We start from the raw sequence: 15,729 nt of genomic DNA, 5'->3' as shown, positions 1-15,729 counted from the left end.
AGTGATCACATTATTAAGGTAAATTAGCAGGTGTTAAATGAACCAGTTAACCGAAAAATCTATTAGTTGCCCTTATTGCGGCGAACATATAGAGGTATTACTTGATGCAGCTGATGTTGATGAGCAGTACATAGAAGACTGCCAAGTATGCTGCAAGCCTATTTCGTTTGCGGTGTATGAAGATGGCGATGATTTAAATGTAAATGTTTATAGTGAAGACGATACGTTTTAAAGTGGCGTACATTACAAAAATAGGCTGCATAAATGCAGCCTATTTTTGTTTATTAACTGTTAGCTATTTTGCTCTCGAGCTAGTTGGTTTGGCAAAAGCTCTTCTACTATTTCACGAGCCTGGAGCGTGTAACGTGTACCGTCAAACATCACGGAGGTAAACTCATTTATATTAGTAATGCCGGTTAGGGTCCAGCCTTCGCCGCGTTTTGGGCAATAAACAGTTGTGGTGGGTTGTATTACTTTAAAATCATCACTCATTACGGCCTCTGTACTTTTATTGCTTGAATATAATGCTTGTTAATAGAGTATGGTAAGTTAATAATGCCTAGCCATAAAGCGCTATTTTAATTCACTAAATAAAATGTTTAAACCAATATTACTTGAGCGCGTTACTTTGCGCTTAATAACTCACAAACATGCCTCTCAGTTATTTGCTATTTTAAACCACCCTCAAGTCAGTGAGTATAACGACTATCAAACACCGCTGAGTAAAAGCCAAATAAAACAATTAATACAAGATGATATTACCGCATACTACGAAGGCGAAGTCATTAGAGTGGCAATTGAACATAATATATCTGGCGAGTTAATGGGAACCTGTGGGCTTTATAACTTAACGCCTTGTAAAAGTAGGGCGTTTATAGGCTTTGAATTACACCCAACCTTTTGGGATAAAGGTGTAATGTTTGAGGTTATTACAGGTTTTTTAGACACTCTTAACGAGCAAATAGGTCTTAAATATGTATCAGCGCAAGTCAGTGCTCATAATGCTCGGTCGCATAATTTACTTATTAAATTAGGGTTTAGTTTAAGAGAAAATTCAATTTGGTTTAAGGAGCTTTAGGCTCATTTAGTAAATGTATTATTATTAATTGCGTGTATAGCGTATAAAAAACAGGCTTTGTGTCTTATAGTTAATTGCAAGCAAATGAATTTGTTACCCGTGTTTAAAAAACGTTTACGCTTAACAAGGATTTTAGATGCTAGAAAAACTACCTCAGGATGCCCTTGTAATATGGGCGACTATAGACCCAATAGGAACAATGGCACTTTTTGCCGCACTTACTTCTCATTTAACAGATCAGCAACGCCGTAAAACAGCTATTAAAACGGTTGTTTATGCAGGCGCCGTTTTATTAGGCTCCATTTTAATAGGTCAATTAATACTTAATGCGATGGGCATTAGGCTAGTATCGTTTCAATTAGGGGGCGGTATCATTTTATTTTTGTTTGGCCTGCAAATGATATTTGGGAGTGACTCTAATAAAGCAAAACAAGATCCCGACCACGATATAGCTGTTTTCCCGTTGGCTATACCAGCTACGGCCACGCCAGGCGCTATTTTGGCGGTAATACTGCTTACCGATAACCATATACATCCAATAACTACACAAATAGGCACAGCGCTTGTGACTATTGCCGTGTTAGGAATAACCTTAATACTGCTATTACTCTCAGGTAAAATTATTAAGCTAATAGGGATAGGTGGCGCGTCTATTTTAACGCGAGTGATGGGGATGATTTTAGCGGCGTTTTCGGTTGAATTAATTATGACTGCGCTTGAAATCAAACAGTGGGTAAAACTAGACTAAGATGATAACTAAAATAACAAAGTATCAAGTAGTTAATGCATGTTTGACTGTTGTGATGATGGCTTTGGTAGTGGCGGCTATTAAGTATTATAACCAGTACGTTTCGTCATTTACTGATGTAACAATTGATTCTAAAGCGCTTAACGAATCGCGTAAGGTGTTTATAAGGTTACCGACTAATTACAACAAAAATATAGCCTACCCACTTATTATTAAAACAGATGGTAATTTTAATTTAAACGAATGGGATCGTATTTTAACTGCTCGAAAAGAAGCTGGCGAGGGAGGAGGCGCTATATTGGTGTCTATCCCTAATTTGTTTTTTACAGATACACGTAATCGGGATTTAGTGCCTCCTTATGCCCGCCAAGATGTAAATACACTAGCGCGCCCAGAACATGAAACACCTATAGAGCCTAATGGTGAAGCCGACAAGTTTTTAGCGTTTATTGAAACTGAATTACTCCCGTATTTATCGACAACATATAAGCTTAGTAATAACCGTGTTTTAAGTGGGTTTTCGGCAGGGGGAAGCTTTGTACTTTATACACTGCATACTAAACCTGAGCTATTTAATGGGTATTTTGCATTTAGCCCTGCAGCTTGGTATGACGACATGACCGTAGTTGATAATTTAGAAGCGTTTTTAACAACTCAAGCTAACAAAGTTAAGTCGCCAACTTATTTATATATTTCGGTGGGCGGGGCAGAGCATCCGTTAATGTTAAAAGCGTTTAGTAATTTAGAGTCTGTTTTAACAGCAAACCCAAACAATAATCTTGTTTGGCAAAGCACTATAAATAAAGGTGCTGATCACTCAGATAATCCACCACTTAGTGTAGCTAAGGCGTTAGCCGGTTATAGTGCGTTTATTGAAAGGTAGGTTAGTAAGAGTTAAAGAGTTGCTGTATATACATACAGTAGCCGTTGTTTTATCAACTTATGACAACTAATCAATTTTATAGCATTTTATTTAGTTAATATTATTAATGACTTACAAAATTGAGTCTCTTTAATTTATTCTAGGCAATAAATACGCACACTGTATTTATATACAGTGGTAAAGCTTTTGAGTTAAAATGCCGTTTGTATTTATGAGTGTATGCTACACCTATTTATTATTTTTTAATTAGCGCTTCACTAGGTGATTTGCAATTTCGCGATTTCAATATAATCTACACCATTTTTAACATTTGAGTTTGATTAATTAAAATTAGCTGGTGGTTTATGCAAAAGAACACATCATACTGAGTGTTCTTGCAATGCTAATCTTGTCAAAAGCGTAGTTTTAAATAAAGTAATCAAGGGGGCCAGTGCTAATAATAAAGTGAGGGGGTGGTGAAAAGAGCATTTATAAAAATGCTCTTTTTTAGGATTTTACTATCTTGCTTTTGTCGGTTTAAAAAATAATACCAGAGCTATTACAAATGCTAAAACGCTACAAATAATAAATACGTTATGAATACCACCAGGTATATATTCCATAAAGGAGGTAAAAAACTGACCAGAGAATACTGCCATAGTAAAGTACGATAAGTTACGACCACGTACGTTTTCTGCACTGAGTTCTACTGTCATATGGTTCAAAAGCGGAATGCTTAAGCCAAAGCCTGTACCAATTAATATTGCGCCTAAAATTAAAAGTAGGGTACTTGGCTGAGTAAAACATAAATACGATAATCCAAAACCTAAAAATGCCAGTGCCACTACGTTTGTTTCGCCTATTAACTTGGTTGCTTTAGGCATTCCGCCGGCTGTAATTACTGCTACTAACGAAATAAACGCAAGCAATTGTCCAATTTGAGACTCGTTATAGTCAAGTGCGCTCATAGTAATAGGTAATAAAACGGTGGAGGTAAAAAATATAGTCATCGCTAGAGTAGAAACTATATAAACCCCTTTTAAAGTAAAAATGCCAATAATGGTTTTTGTACTATCAGTGCTGTGTTTCTCAACTTGGTTACTTGCTTTATGTTTACTTGGAACAAAAAACAAAAGCATGGCTAAAAATACCCAGGCAATTAAATAAAGTGTGAGCGGTAATCCCCAAAACTTTGAAGCTAAATACCCCCCTAAAAATAAAAATATCACGCCGCCAAGTTCTATCGCCATCCCTTGTTTGGCTATCATTCCTAAACGGGCTTCTCCTTTGTACCAAGTAGAAATTAATACAGTACAACCAGCCATAACTATGGCCGTTATCCCACCAAGAATAAATCGGTTAATAAATACAAGCGTTGGGCCATATAAAAAATAGCCGCTTGCACCTACAAGGCCATATAAAAATAACCCGATTATTAAAAGTTTATACGCGCCATATTTATCAATTAATCGACCGGCGATTGGCGCAAATACCACGGCGCCTAAAGAAGGCAGTGTAATTAAAAGTACAGCGTTATTAGTAATACCTAACCCGTTTGAAATGCTAACTAAACCGGGCGCTAAAAGTGTACCTACCATGATGGTTAAGCTGGCAATACATAATAACGTAAAGCTACCGGCCGCTTTGAGTGAATTCATCGTTTCTCCAATTAATGTACAAGTTACACTTTTTTAGAAAGGGTATTAAAAATCCCGCTAATAACTATAAAAATAATACTTATGACAATTACGCCATCCCATTTGTATAAATCAAATGCTTTTACGCCAGCGGCTGAGCCAACTGCACCACCAATGTAGTAACCGAGCATATAAATGCCGTTAATTCTGCTTTGAGCGCTTGGATCTATACTAAATACGCGTACTTGGTTAGATACCTGAGCGCTAAATACACCAAAGTCGATAAGTATTATTCCAACTATTAAGGCTACTAAACTGCTACCAAATAACCCTGTTATTAAAAAGCCTGCTGCGATTAAGCTAAGTGAGAGTGCAATAACGGTTTTAGAACCTAGCTTGTTTACAAATTTCCCCGCTAATTTTGCGCCAATTACACCAGCAAGAGCTATTACACCAAATAATCCTGCTTGTTGAGCACTGTAGTTAAATGGCTCATCGCTTACATAAATTGCAAGCGTTGCCCAAAGCACATTGAATGATGCAAACCAAAAAGCGCCCGAAAACGTAAACATACGCAGTTGTTTGTATTGTTTAAATAAACTCAAGCTGCTCTTAATAAGCGGTAAATAACTCAAATTAGCATGCGGTTTATTAACGGGTAAAAATACATACAGTAAAATGCCAAACAATGTGGCTAATAAAGCCGACATGTAAAAAACACTTTGCCAGCCAAAGTGCTCGCCAACAAAACCACTAAGCGTACGTGAAAGTAATATTCCAAGTGTTAACCCCATCATTAACGTGCCAAGCGTGGCACCTTTGTTTTGAGTACTGACCATTGATGCTGCAAACGGAATAAGTTGCTGTGTAATATTGGCGCCTACGCCTATTAAAAATACGCTTATAAGTAATACGGTTAAATTGGGCGCCACTGCAGCAATGAGTGAAGCTGTAATTAACAACCCAGACAAAATAGTGATTAGTTTGCGCCTTGGCAGTGAATCACCAAGTGGCGATATAAATAAAAGCGCAAAGGCGTAACCAAATTGTGTAAGTGCAGGAATACTCCCTAATTGCGTATCGGTTAAATTAAATGCATCTTTTATTAAAGGTAGTATGGGTTGGTTGTAATATAAGTTTGCAGCTGTTGCTGCTATGGCGCTAGTCATTAGCAGCAACAAAAAAGTGCTTATTTGTTTGCTATTTTTTATATCTGACACAATCGGTACTCATGCTGTAATTTAATAGGAGAACAATAAACGCTTTTTTTGCATAACAAAAATGATATTATTTTATAGAATCTATACATTTTTGTTATTGGTGGCATTTTGGATATTAAAACATTGAACAGTTTTATTAGTGTGGCAAAACATAAAAGCTTTTCAGGTGCTGCGCGTGAATTACACACAGTACAACCTGCAATAAGTAGGCATGTATCGGGGCTTGAGGCCGAGCTTGGCGTTAATTTGTTTTTACGCAATTCACGCGATGTAACTATTACCGAAGCAGGTGAGCAGTTATTAAAAGATGCAAAGGCAATTATTGAGCTAACTCATCAGGCTAAAACAAAAGTTAAGCGCGCTCAAAATGGTCAAATTGGGTCGCTCACTGTTGCTCACTTAAGCTCTGCGTGTTTATCGTTTATGGCGACGCTTGTGAGGCGTTATAAAGAAAAGTATCCACATGTACATGTAACTCTTATCGAAATGACCGCTACAGAGCAAATAGAGGCGCTTAAAAATGAGCGTATTGATATTGCGTTTTCACGAGCGCTGCCAAGCTCCATTGCAGATGAGTTTTTAAGTCACTGTATTTATGTTGATTCGTTAGTGGCTATTGTTAATCAAAATCATCATTTGGCTACTCGTAAAAATATTGACTTGTCGATTTTAAAAAACGAACAGTTTATTATTTTTAATCGCGAAGAAGCGTTAGGGCTTTTTGATGAAACCATTTTGCTGTGTAAAAAAGCGCAGTTTTCACCAAATATTATTAGCCAACCTAGGCATATGCAAACGTTAGTGACCGAGGTGGCCGCTGGGCTTGGAGTGGCTATTGCGCCTTATTGCGTGCGTAAGTTATACAGTGATGGGTGCCACTTTATTAAGCTTAATAATGTAACTACGCAAATACCGGTTGAAATTCAATTTAAAAAAACAGTCACCAACGCGGCTGTAAACGCATTTGTTGATATATCACTTAACGCAAGAGATCAAATTCAAAAAAGCATGGCGTAAAAAAAGCCCAGTTAAAAAGTTAAAAGGGCTAAAAGGGTTGTACTTAGGGAGTAGTACTCTTTTTAAAACTTATATCTAAATCCAAATGCGATGCCGTCATCTTCTGACTGCTCCATTTGTGCTTGCTGATCTTTATCATCGCTTTCAAAGTCACTAAAATCTTTACGTGCTTCAACGTAAGCAATGGTGTCTTCATCAATTAAGTAATGAAGCCCAATAACGGCAAACTGTCGTTTAAATACATCGTTCGGATCAGCGTTAAAGTTTGGTTGAATCACATAATCATCGCCTGCATCAAATACGTTGTAGGCAATGAAAGGGCGAAAATCATTATCAAAGCGATACGATGCAAACGTTTCTATACCAATGGCGTCTTTTATTAAACGACCAATATTGTCTGTATCGTGGTTTTTGTTCTTATTAACATTTGCTGCAACATAAAGGCCTTGCTTATCAATGCTGCCCCACATAATACCAGCGCCATAAATTAAGTCTTCAACGTTACGAGTAGAGCCATCACCAAAGGTTAAATCAAACTCGCCACGGTTAACGCCTGCTGTAAGTGTTAGCATATCGGTAGGCGTGTAGGTAACAGATGCACCAAATGTGTAATTAAATTCTACTTCTTGGGCAGCTGTATCGCCTGCATTCCAAAGCGTTTCGCATTCTTCTTCTGTAATGTCACTCACGTCACAGGTATAAAATTCACTGTTTTTAAGTTGCGCTTGTACTGCAAAGCTAAAGTCGTTAAAACTATTACGGTATTGCACTAATTTATCGCCTCGGCCTGTACCGTTTACTGCGCCGTCATCTTTGTTGTACGTGTAAACACCAGCGGCATTACCATCCCATACAAAGCTGTTATTCGTGCCGTATACCACGTCGTACCATGCGCCCCATTGCTTACCAATCGTAAGCTGGCCGTATTTTTCATGTGAAAGGCCGGCATAACCTAAACGGTTGTACAAAAACTCATCTTGAATTGATTCAAAGCGATTATTATAAATAATGTCGCTGCTACCCACTGGGTTTACACCCCATTCCACAAGTGCTAGGGCAGAGAAGTCATTTTTAAGTTTGCGAGTAAACCCAAAGTTGATGCGCGAAGTACCATTAACTACTTCGGTTTCGTTTTGTGTGTTAATTACACGCACATCAAGATATCCGCCTACTTTTACGCTGTTTTTATCATCTTTGTATAATTCAACCGCTGAAACTGCTGGTGCTAATACAATACTTGCGCTGAACAGTGTCGCTAATTTTTTGCTCATTTTGTGCGTGCCTTGTGTAAATTGAACAGTGTTTTTACGTAGGTAAAAATTCAGTTTTGAAGACTAGCAAAGCGGCAAACGGCTCTAAAGTGAAAAATACTCAATAAATTTAAGTTATAAATCCGCAAGATGTTCACGTAACGTTAACGTTGTTTTCTATGTGTTGATGAAGTTTGTTTTTGAAGCTAATTAGTAGGGAAAAAGGATTGGAAAATTCACGTGTTAAAAAATATTTATTTGAATTAATTTCATGTTGTTTAAAAAATAATGGTTAGTGCAAAAGCTCTAAACTGCTTTATTTTCATCAATATAGCTTTTTAGCTAAATGGTTTACACATAAATGAGTTAAACACACGCGTAAACACGTTAAAAGTGCAATTACTCTAATTATTATAAATTTTGGTATTAAATTCACGACACTTAAAGTTGAATTTAAATTTAAACAAATTGAATAATAATTAGTAGAAAATAAGGGCTAAAGTTCTTAGCCTCGCAAGTGCCATAGGCTTTAAACTTTCATAGAAAAAAAGGCCATTTTGGTTTAAACTGCGCGCAATTTAAATACATCCTGTCTCCCTTGGAGGGTAGCGCTATTATTAGTACAGCTAACATCACCATGCAATTTGGTGCTAAACCGTTATTTGAAAATATTTCTGCAAAATTTGGCGAAGGTAACCGTTATGGTTTAATCGGTGCAAATGGTTGTGGTAAATCAACATTTATGAAAATCCTAAGTGGTGAGCTTGAGCCATCTTCGGGTAACGTAAGCACTGATCCAAATGAGCGTGTTGCTAAACTAAACCAAGACCAGTTTGCTTACGAAGAATACTCTGTAATCGACACTGTGATCATGGGTCACAAAGAGTTATGGGATATTAAACAAGAGCGCGACCGTATTTATTCTTTACCAGAAATGAGTGAAGAAGATGGTATGAAGGTTGCCGACCTTGAAACTGAATTTGCTGAAATGGACGGTTACTCTGCTGAGTCTAAAGCGGGTGAGCTTTTATTAGGTGTTGGTATTGCTACTGAACAGCATTATGGTCCTATGTCTGAAATTGCACCGGGCTTTAAACTACGTGTGTTACTGGCACAGGTGCTGTTTTCTGATCCAGATATCATGCTACTTGATGAGCCGACCAATAACTTGGATATTTATACTATCAAGTGGTTAGAAGATGTTCTTAATCAGCGCGACTGTACTATGATCATCATCTCGCATGACCGTCATTTCTTAAACTCTGTGTGTACGCACATGGCCGATATAGATTACGGTGAGCTGCGTATTTACCCAGGTAACTACGACGAATACATGTTTGCAGCAACGCAAGCACGTGAGCGCCTATTAAGCGAAAATGCCAAAAAGAAAAGCCAAATTGCTGAGCTTCAGCAGTTTGTATCGCGTTTCTCGGCTAACGCGTCTAAAGCTAAGCAAGCAACTTCGCGTGCTAAGCGTATCGACAAAATTCAGTTAGACGAAGTAAAAGCTTCTTCGCGTCAAACACCGTTTATTCGTTTTGAACAAGAAAAGCAGTTATTCCGTAACGCGCTAGAAATGACAAGCCTTAGCCAAGGTTTTGAAGACAACACGTTATTCTCTGGTCTTGAAGGTTTAGTTGAAGTAGGTGAGCGCATTGCCATCATTGGTGAAAACGGCGTGGGTAAAACAACCTTACTTAATACACTTTCAGGGCGCTTAGCACCTAAAGGTGGTGAGTATAAGTGGTCTGAAAACGCGAACATTGGCTACTACGCACAAGATCATGCCGACGAATTTGCAACCGACATGAACTTGTTTGAGTGGATGGAGCAATGGCAGCAAGAAGGCGACGACGAGCAAGTAGTTCGTAGTTTCTTAGGACGTATGCTGTTTTCACAAAATGATATTAAAAAGTCAGTTAAAGTAATATCAGGTGGTGAACAAGGCCGTATGTTGTTTGGTAAAATTATGATGCATAAACCAAACATATTATTAATGGATGAGCCAACTAACCACATGGATATGGAATCTATCGAGGCGCTTAACTTAGCCCTTGAAGCTTACGAAGGTACTTTGTTGTTTGTATCTCACGATCGTCAATTTGTATCATCGGTAGCGACCCGTATATGGGAAGTTAAAGATGGTAAAATTATTGACTTTAGAGGCAATTACGCAGAATACCTAGCGAGTAAAGAAGCGTAAGCTCTTTTAACTCCTAAACTTTAAAAGCCATGTTTAAAACATGGCTTTTTTTGTTTTTGGCAGTTTGTATTAGTCGCAATTAATATGGCTTTGGGTATAATACCCGCCTAAAACCGGACATAAGTCCGCTATTTTGAAAATACATTACTGAGGAGTATTTATGACTGTTGGCATTATTATGGGTTCTAAATCAGATTGGCCAACCATGGAACACGCAGCACTTATGCTAGAAAAATTTGGCATTGAGTACGAAACCAAAGTGGTATCAGCCCACAGAACTCCTCAATTACTTGCAGATTATGCAAGCTCAGCAGCCGACAGAGGCATTAAAGTAATTATTGCAGGCGCTGGCGGTGCAGCACATTTACCGGGTATGGCAGCAGCATTTACCTCATTACCAGTATTAGGCGTGCCAGTAAAATCAAAAGCGTTAAATGGTGTTGATTCACTTTTATCTATTTGCCAAATGCCAAAAGGTGTAGCAGTAGGCACATTAGCTATTGGTGAGCCGGGCGCTGCAAATGCTGGTTTATTAGCGGCACAAATTTTAGGGTGCCAAAACCCAGAAATTTTTGCAAAAATTGAAGCGTTTCGTAAAGAACAAACCGATACAATTTTAGCTAACCCAAACCCTGCAGAGTAACAATGACTATTTTAATTTTAGGTGCAGGCCAGCTTGCACGTATGATGAGTTTAGCGGGTGCACCACTTAATTTAAATGTGGTTGCTTACGATGTTGGTAGCCAAAAAATTGTTCACCCGTTAACAGGCGAAGTGTATTCAACTACGCTTGAGCAAGCTATTGAATCAGCTGATGCAATAACCGCTGAATTTGAGCACATTCCTGATGATGTATTAACGCTTTGCTGTAACAGTAATAAGTTTTACCCAGGAAAAGCCGCTATTAAAACCGGTGGTGATCGTGCTTTAGAAAAAGCATTACTAGATAAAACTAATGTCACTTGCGCGCCATATCAGCTAATTACCGAAAAAGCGCATTTAGAACTTGCCGTTAAAACCTTAGGTAAGCCACTGGTTATTAAAACATGCCAAGCAGGCTATGACGGTAAAGGGCAATGGCGATTAAAATCAGATGATCAAATAGATGAAATTTGGTCACAAATGGCTGATTTTATAGCGTCAGGTACAGACGATGCGCCGCATACTATTATTGCTGAAAAAATGATCCCTTTTGACCGTGAAGTTTCTATTATTGGTGCGCGAGATAAGCACGGTAATGTTGCTATTTATCCGCTAACTGAAAACGAGCACACTAATGGTGTGTTAACGCTTTCTATTGCGGGTAAAAATAATCATCAGGTTGAGCAACAAGCCGAAGACGCGTTTACTAAAATAGCGAATGAGCTAAATTATGTAGGCGTGTTGGCCATTGAGTTTTTTGATGTGCAAGGCACTTTATTAGTTAATGAAATTGCGCCGCGAGTACATAACTCAGGGCATTGGACGCAACAAGGTTGTCACTGTTCGCAGTTTGAAAACCATATGCGTGCTGTTGCAGGCCTGCCGCTTGGTAATACTGAGCTTAAACACATTACCGCGATGATCAATGTGTTAGGTCAACCAAGTATTCCAAGTGATGTACTTAAAACGGTTGATGTAACGAGCCACTGGTATGGTAAAACAGCAAAACCGGGTCGCAAAATGGGTCATATTAATGTATCGGCGGTTAATATAAGTGAGCTTGCAGACAAACTTGGCGAACTGACAGAGTGCCTACCTGAGCAAGACTATCCAGGTATTTTAAAAGCAGCTGCAAATTTAGTGCTTAGCTCATAACTTGCTTAAATTTATTATATAAATACCGGCTTTAGCCGGTATTTTTTTGTCATAAAAAAAGGCTTTAAATATGTAATACTGTTAAAGTCTATTTTTCAAATTTGTGAAGTAAAATAATGAAACTAAAAACAATTTATGGCGCGCTTGTTATCGCCGCTTCATTTAGCTTAAACGCATTAGCAAGTGAGAGCTTACGCGTTGCTACCTTTAATGTAAGTATGGATGCAACTAATCACACGCCAAAAGGTGAGCAAATTAAAAGTGATGCATTAGTTAACGCGCTTAATGCCAACCACCAGCAGATTAAAAACATTGCTGAAATTATTCAGCGTGTACGCCCAGACATTATCTTACTAAACGAATTTGATTACATACCTAAAGAGCAGGGCATTGAGTATTTTAAAAAACATTACTTAAACGTTAGTCAAAATAATCAACAAGCTATTGATTTCCCATACAGTTTCATAGCCCCCGTAAATACAGGTTTAGCCACTAATTTTGACTTAGATAACGACGGTAAAAGTACTGGCATAATGGGTGATGCGCAAGGCTTTGGCTTTTTTGAAGGTCACTATGGTATGGCTATTTTATCTAAATACCCAATCGACTTTGAAAAAGTAAGAACGCTTCAAAAATTTAAATACAAAGATATGCCACACGCTCAAATGCCAACAGATCCTAAAACAGGTGAGAACTGGTATAACAAAAACGAGTGGCAAGCACTTAGGTTAAGTTCAAAGTCGTTTTGGGATTTACCCGTTAAAGTAAATAATAAAACGGTGCACGTATTAGCTTCACATCCAACACCACCTGTATTTGATGGTGACGAGGACCGAAATGGTAAGCGTAATCACGATGAAGTAAGGCTAATTGCCGATTACGTTAGCAACAAAGCATATATTTACGACGATAAAGGTCAAAAAGGCGGATTAAAAGCAAATTCTCGCTTTGTAATTTTAGGTGATTTAAACGCAGCGCCCGAGGGTGATAAAGCGCGTACAAATACAACGGATCAAATACTAAAAAACCCACTCATTAACGCTCGGTTTGTACCTCAAAGTGCAGGGGCAAAAGAGCAATATAATGCAAAAGAAGCGCAAAATTACACGGCTAACTGGCAAGCACGTGTTGATTACGTATTGCCTTCGCATTATGGGTTTAAAGTAAAAAGTGGCGGTGTTTTTTGGCCCACTAAATCAAGTAATGAGTACCGTTTAATTAAAGATAGAAACGCATCAAGCGATCATCGTTTGGTTTGGCTAGACTTAATTGTAAAGTAAACGGAGCTTTACCCTATTAAATAGCTGTTTATCTTAAAAAATTGCAATAACTTATGTGCTTCTGCTTAAATATGGATTAATTATAATAACCGTATAGAAGCACTATGATTTTTAATTTTTCTTCATCAAAAACGTTAGTGGCATTGGCCGTCGCCTCAAGTGTTATGCTTGCAGGTTGTAGTGCTACCGCTAATACTTCCTCTTCACAGCAAGGCGCTTTACCAGCAACTAAAGTTGCTGCGGTTGTAAATACACCAGCCGATGTAGGCTCGCAAAATATCACGCTTGAACAAGCAATGGCCGATCCTGATTGGATGGGTAACAAGCCTGAAAATGCCTATTGGGGTTTAGATTCTTCAACTATTATTTATGCTCAAAAACAGCAAGGTAGCACGCTTCGCGATCTATATAGCCAATCAATTACAAGTCAAACAGCGCAGCAAATTGCGCTTGATAAATTGCATACGATTGGGTCATCAAAAGCTGTTTATTCAAAAAATAAAACTCTCGCTGCTTACACTTTTAAAGGCAATGTATTTGTAAAAAATCTAAAAACGGGTGAACTTAAACAAATTACCGCCACGTCAGCTAGCGAATCTAAACCACAGTTTTTAAATAATGGTGATTTAGTTTACCGCCAAGGTAATGTGTTTTTTAAGGTTGATTTAAAAACAGGTCTAACAACAGAGATTGCTAATTTAAAATTAGCCGATGAACCAAAAGGGCTACAAGAACCAAGTAGTTACATAGCTAAAGAACAGCACAAGCTTATTGAGTTTGTAGCACTACAACAAAAAAATAAGCAAGATAAGCAAACTCGCAACGAGCAAATTAACGATCAAAATAGCTCTATTGCAAATACAAGTTACTACCTTGGCGATGGCAATACCGTTAAAGAAGTTCAGCTTTCGCCAAGTGGTGATGCGTTAATAGTGGTTGTTCAAAAGCAGCAATCATGGCGTGGTGAAGGCGATATTATGCCTAACTACATTACCAATGACGCGACAATAGAGCCTAAAAAAGCACGCCGCCGTGTGGCTGATGCAAAAGAGCAAACCTCAGAGCTTGTTTACATTAACTTAGCTGATAAAACGCAAAAAACACTTAGCTTTGACACGTTACCGGGTTTTGATGAAGACGTTTTAGCAAAAGTTAAAAAAGAAAACTATGCACGTGATGGCAAAACATATAAATCTGAAAAAACACCACGTGGTATTAATTTAATTATGGACTGGGGTTTTGAGCAAAGCCCAATAGTGTGGAACGATGATGGCTCACAAGTCGCCATTATGCTTGAAGCGTGGGATAACAAAGACCGCTGGATAGCAACGGTAGACTTTGAAAGTAATAAACTTGTATCGCAACACCGCTTGCATGATGACGCGTGGATTGCGTATGCGTTTAACAATTTTGGTTGGCTACATGATTCAAATACGCTTTATTACCTTTCAGAAGAATCTGGCTACAGCCAGCTTTATAAAAAGCCAATAAATGGTAAAGCAACCGCGCTAACACAAGGTAAATTTGAAGTATCAAACTTAACGCTAACAAGTGACAACAGCGCAATTTACTATAAAGCAAATATTGAACATCCAGGCCTTTATGAAATTTATCGTGTTGATCCGCAAACGGGTACTAATGAGCAAGTTACCGATTTAAACGGTATGACTGATTACACGCTAAGCCCAGATGAAAGCAAGTTACTTCTTAATCACTCTACTATAATGATGCCAGCAGAAGTTTACGTTGCTGATGCTAAGGCAAATACTACTGCTACGCAGTTAACACATACAGTTTCTGATGAGTTTTTAGCTAAAAAGCTCACAGCACCTAAAATTGTTGCTGTGCCATCGAGCCATACGGATCAACCTATTTATGCAAAAGTGTATTACCCAAGTGATTACGTAGAAGGGGAGACAGGTAAAACACGTAAAGCAGTCATCTTTAATCACGGTGCTGGTTACTTACAAAACTCTCATATGGGTTTTTCGGTGTACTTTCGTGAATTTATGTTTCATTCACTACTAGCTGATGAAGGCTATATAGTAATGGACATGGATTACCGTGCTTCAAAAGGATATGGACGCGATTGGCGAACAGCTATTTATCGTCAAATGGGCACGCCTGAAACACAAGATTTAGCTGATGGTGTAAAATGGATGGCACAAAATGCGAACGTTGATACTAAAGCGGTAGGTACATATGGTGGCTCATACGGCGGCTTTATGACCTTTATGGCATTGTTTACAGCACCTGAGTTGTTTCAATCGGGTGCGGCGCTTCGTCCAGTTACCGATTGGGCGCACTACAACACAGGTTACACCGCTAATATTTTGAATCACCCGGATGTAGACCCTATCGCTTACGAGCGAAGCTCACCAATTTACTACGCTGAGGGATTAAATAAACGCTTGTTGATTAATGCCCCTATGGTTGATGATAACGTATTTTTTCAAGACTCAGTGCGTTTAGTACAACGTTTAATTGAGCTTAAAAAACAAAACTTTGAAACAGCTATTTTCCCAGTTGAACCGCATGGTTTTGTGCAGCCTTCAAGCTGGTTAGATGAATACCGCCGCATTCATAAGCTATTTAAAGAAACGCTTTAATCTTAAATTTTTAAATTGAAGTATAAAA

14 protein-coding genes are annotated in these 15,729 nt (G+C 38.3%); 10 read left to right on the top strand and 4 right to left on the bottom strand.

Annotated elements, in window-relative coordinates:
• The first annotated feature begins 37 nt into the window (after positions 1 to 37).
• Positions 38 to 232 (top strand): CPXCG motif-containing cysteine-rich protein, encoded by a 195-nt coding sequence (locus J8L73_RS15185; protein WP_210999415.1) that lies wholly within the window; start codon positions 38 to 40, stop codon positions 230 to 232.
• Positions 233 to 291: 59 nt separating this feature from the next.
• Here J8L73_RS15185 and J8L73_RS15180 read toward each other — a convergent pair whose 3' ends face one another.
• Positions 292 to 492 carry a hypothetical protein gene (locus tag J8L73_RS15180; protein ID WP_211018322.1) on the bottom strand — a complete coding sequence of 67 codons (201 nt, stop codon included), beginning with the start codon at positions 490 to 492 and terminating at the stop codon, positions 292 to 294.
• A 103-nt stretch (positions 493 to 595) separates the two neighbouring features.
• Between J8L73_RS15180 and J8L73_RS15175 the strand changes: the two genes are divergently transcribed.
• The 3 genes from J8L73_RS15175 to J8L73_RS15165 all read left to right on the top strand — a co-directional run bounded on the left by J8L73_RS15175 (position 596) and on the right by J8L73_RS15165 (position 2,709).
• Complete coding sequence (locus tag J8L73_RS15175) at positions 596 to 1,078, top strand: GNAT family N-acetyltransferase (protein WP_211018321.1); 483 nt, start codon at positions 596 to 598, stop codon at positions 1,076 to 1,078.
• 136 nt (positions 1,079 to 1,214) lie between these two features.
• Entirely contained in the window at positions 1,215 to 1,826 is a 612-nt protein-coding gene (locus tag J8L73_RS15170) for a MarC family protein (protein WP_211018320.1), read from the top strand.
• 1 nt (position 1,827) lies between these two features.
• Positions 1,828 to 2,709 (top strand): alpha/beta hydrolase-fold protein, encoded by an 882-nt coding sequence (locus J8L73_RS15165; RefSeq protein ID WP_211018319.1) that lies wholly within the window; start codon positions 1,828 to 1,830, stop codon positions 2,707 to 2,709.
• Between the two features lie 497 nt (positions 2,710 to 3,206).
• On the opposite strand, the gene J8L73_RS15160 is transcribed toward J8L73_RS15165, so the two are convergent.
• Together J8L73_RS15160 and J8L73_RS15155 are read right to left on the bottom strand one after the other, a co-directional pair.
• Positions 3,207 to 4,346: an MFS transporter gene (locus J8L73_RS15160; protein WP_211018318.1), complete on the bottom strand. Its 1,140-nt coding sequence runs from the start codon at positions 4,344 to 4,346 to the stop codon at positions 3,207 to 3,209.
• 23 nt (positions 4,347 to 4,369) lie between these two features.
• Positions 4,370 to 5,545, bottom strand: a complete 1,176-nt coding sequence (locus J8L73_RS15155) for an MFS transporter (protein WP_348771988.1) — start codon at positions 5,543 to 5,545, stop codon at positions 4,370 to 4,372.
• A 108-nt stretch (positions 5,546 to 5,653) separates the two neighbouring features.
• Between J8L73_RS15155 and J8L73_RS15150 the strand changes: the two genes are divergently transcribed.
• Entirely contained in the window at positions 5,654 to 6,562 is a 909-nt protein-coding gene (locus J8L73_RS15150; protein WP_211018317.1) for a LysR family transcriptional regulator, read from the top strand.
• A gap of 62 nt (positions 6,563 to 6,624) precedes the next feature.
• On the opposite strand, the gene J8L73_RS15145 is transcribed toward J8L73_RS15150, so the two are convergent.
• Positions 6,625 to 7,833, bottom strand: coding sequence for a porin (locus J8L73_RS15145; protein WP_211018315.1), 1,209 nt, complete (start codon positions 7,831 to 7,833; stop codon positions 6,625 to 6,627).
• 592 nt (positions 7,834 to 8,425) lie between these two features.
• On the opposite strand from J8L73_RS15145, the gene J8L73_RS15140 reads away from it, so the two are divergent.
• The 5 genes from J8L73_RS15140 to J8L73_RS15120 all read left to right on the top strand — a co-directional run bounded on the left by J8L73_RS15140 (position 8,426) and on the right by J8L73_RS15120 (position 15,701).
• Complete coding sequence (locus J8L73_RS15140) at positions 8,426 to 10,015, top strand: ABC-F family ATPase (RefSeq protein ID WP_104643645.1); 1,590 nt, start codon at positions 8,426 to 8,428, stop codon at positions 10,013 to 10,015.
• 160 nt (positions 10,016 to 10,175) lie between these two features.
• Positions 10,176 to 10,658 (top strand): 5-(carboxyamino)imidazole ribonucleotide mutase, encoded by a 483-nt coding sequence (gene purE / locus J8L73_RS15135; protein WP_058550060.1) that lies wholly within the window; start codon positions 10,176 to 10,178, stop codon positions 10,656 to 10,658.
• 2 nt (positions 10,659 to 10,660) lie between these two features.
• Positions 10,661 to 11,812, top strand: a complete 1,152-nt coding sequence (locus J8L73_RS15130; RefSeq protein ID WP_211018313.1) for a 5-(carboxyamino)imidazole ribonucleotide synthase — start codon at positions 10,661 to 10,663, stop codon at positions 11,810 to 11,812.
• 116 nt (positions 11,813 to 11,928) lie between these two features.
• On the top strand, positions 11,929 to 13,092 hold the full coding sequence (locus J8L73_RS15125) for an endonuclease/exonuclease/phosphatase family protein (RefSeq protein ID WP_211018311.1): 1,164 nt from the start codon (positions 11,929 to 11,931) through the stop codon (positions 13,090 to 13,092).
• 104 nt (positions 13,093 to 13,196) lie between these two features.
• The gene (locus J8L73_RS15120) at positions 13,197 to 15,701 is read left to right on the top strand and encodes a prolyl oligopeptidase family serine peptidase (RefSeq protein ID WP_211018309.1); all 2,505 of its coding nucleotides are present in this window, start codon (positions 13,197 to 13,199) and stop codon (positions 15,699 to 15,701) included.
• Positions 15,702 to 15,729 lie beyond the last annotated feature (28 nt).

The organism is Pseudoalteromonas sp. MMG006, from assembly GCF_018101025.1.
Lineage (GTDB): Bacteria > Pseudomonadota > Gammaproteobacteria > Enterobacterales > Alteromonadaceae > Pseudoalteromonas.
This window is presented reverse-complemented; position numbering and strand designations above follow the sequence as displayed.

Excerpts from the sequence above, each read along its gene's own strand:
- J8L73_RS15185 (WP_210999415.1), top strand. The coding sequence starts at position 38 with ATGAACCAGTTAACCGAAAAATCTATTAGTTGCCCTTATTGCGGCGAA.
- J8L73_RS15180 (WP_211018322.1), bottom strand. The coding sequence starts at position 492 with ATGAGTGATGATTTTAAAGTAATACAACCCACCACAACTGTTTATTGC.
- J8L73_RS15175 (WP_211018321.1), top strand. The coding sequence starts at position 596 with ATGTTTAAACCAATATTACTTGAGCGCGTTACTTTGCGCTTAATAACT.
- J8L73_RS15170 (WP_211018320.1), top strand. The coding sequence starts at position 1,215 with ATGCTAGAAAAACTACCTCAGGATGCCCTTGTAATATGGGCGACTATA.
- J8L73_RS15165 (WP_211018319.1), top strand. The coding sequence starts at position 1,828 with ATGATAACTAAAATAACAAAGTATCAAGTAGTTAATGCATGTTTGACT.
- J8L73_RS15160 (WP_211018318.1), bottom strand. The coding sequence starts at position 4,346 with ATGAATTCACTCAAAGCGGCCGGTAGCTTTACGTTATTATGTATTGCC.
- J8L73_RS15145 (WP_211018315.1), bottom strand. The coding sequence starts at position 7,833 with ATGAGCAAAAAATTAGCGACACTGTTCAGCGCAAGTATTGTATTAGCA.
- purE (WP_058550060.1), top strand. The coding sequence starts at position 10,176 with ATGACTGTTGGCATTATTATGGGTTCTAAATCAGATTGGCCAACCATG.
- J8L73_RS15130 (WP_211018313.1), top strand. The coding sequence starts at position 10,661 with ATGACTATTTTAATTTTAGGTGCAGGCCAGCTTGCACGTATGATGAGT.
- J8L73_RS15125 (WP_211018311.1), top strand. The coding sequence starts at position 11,929 with ATGAAACTAAAAACAATTTATGGCGCGCTTGTTATCGCCGCTTCATTT.
- J8L73_RS15120 (WP_211018309.1), top strand. The coding sequence starts at position 13,197 with ATGATTTTTAATTTTTCTTCATCAAAAACGTTAGTGGCATTGGCCGTC.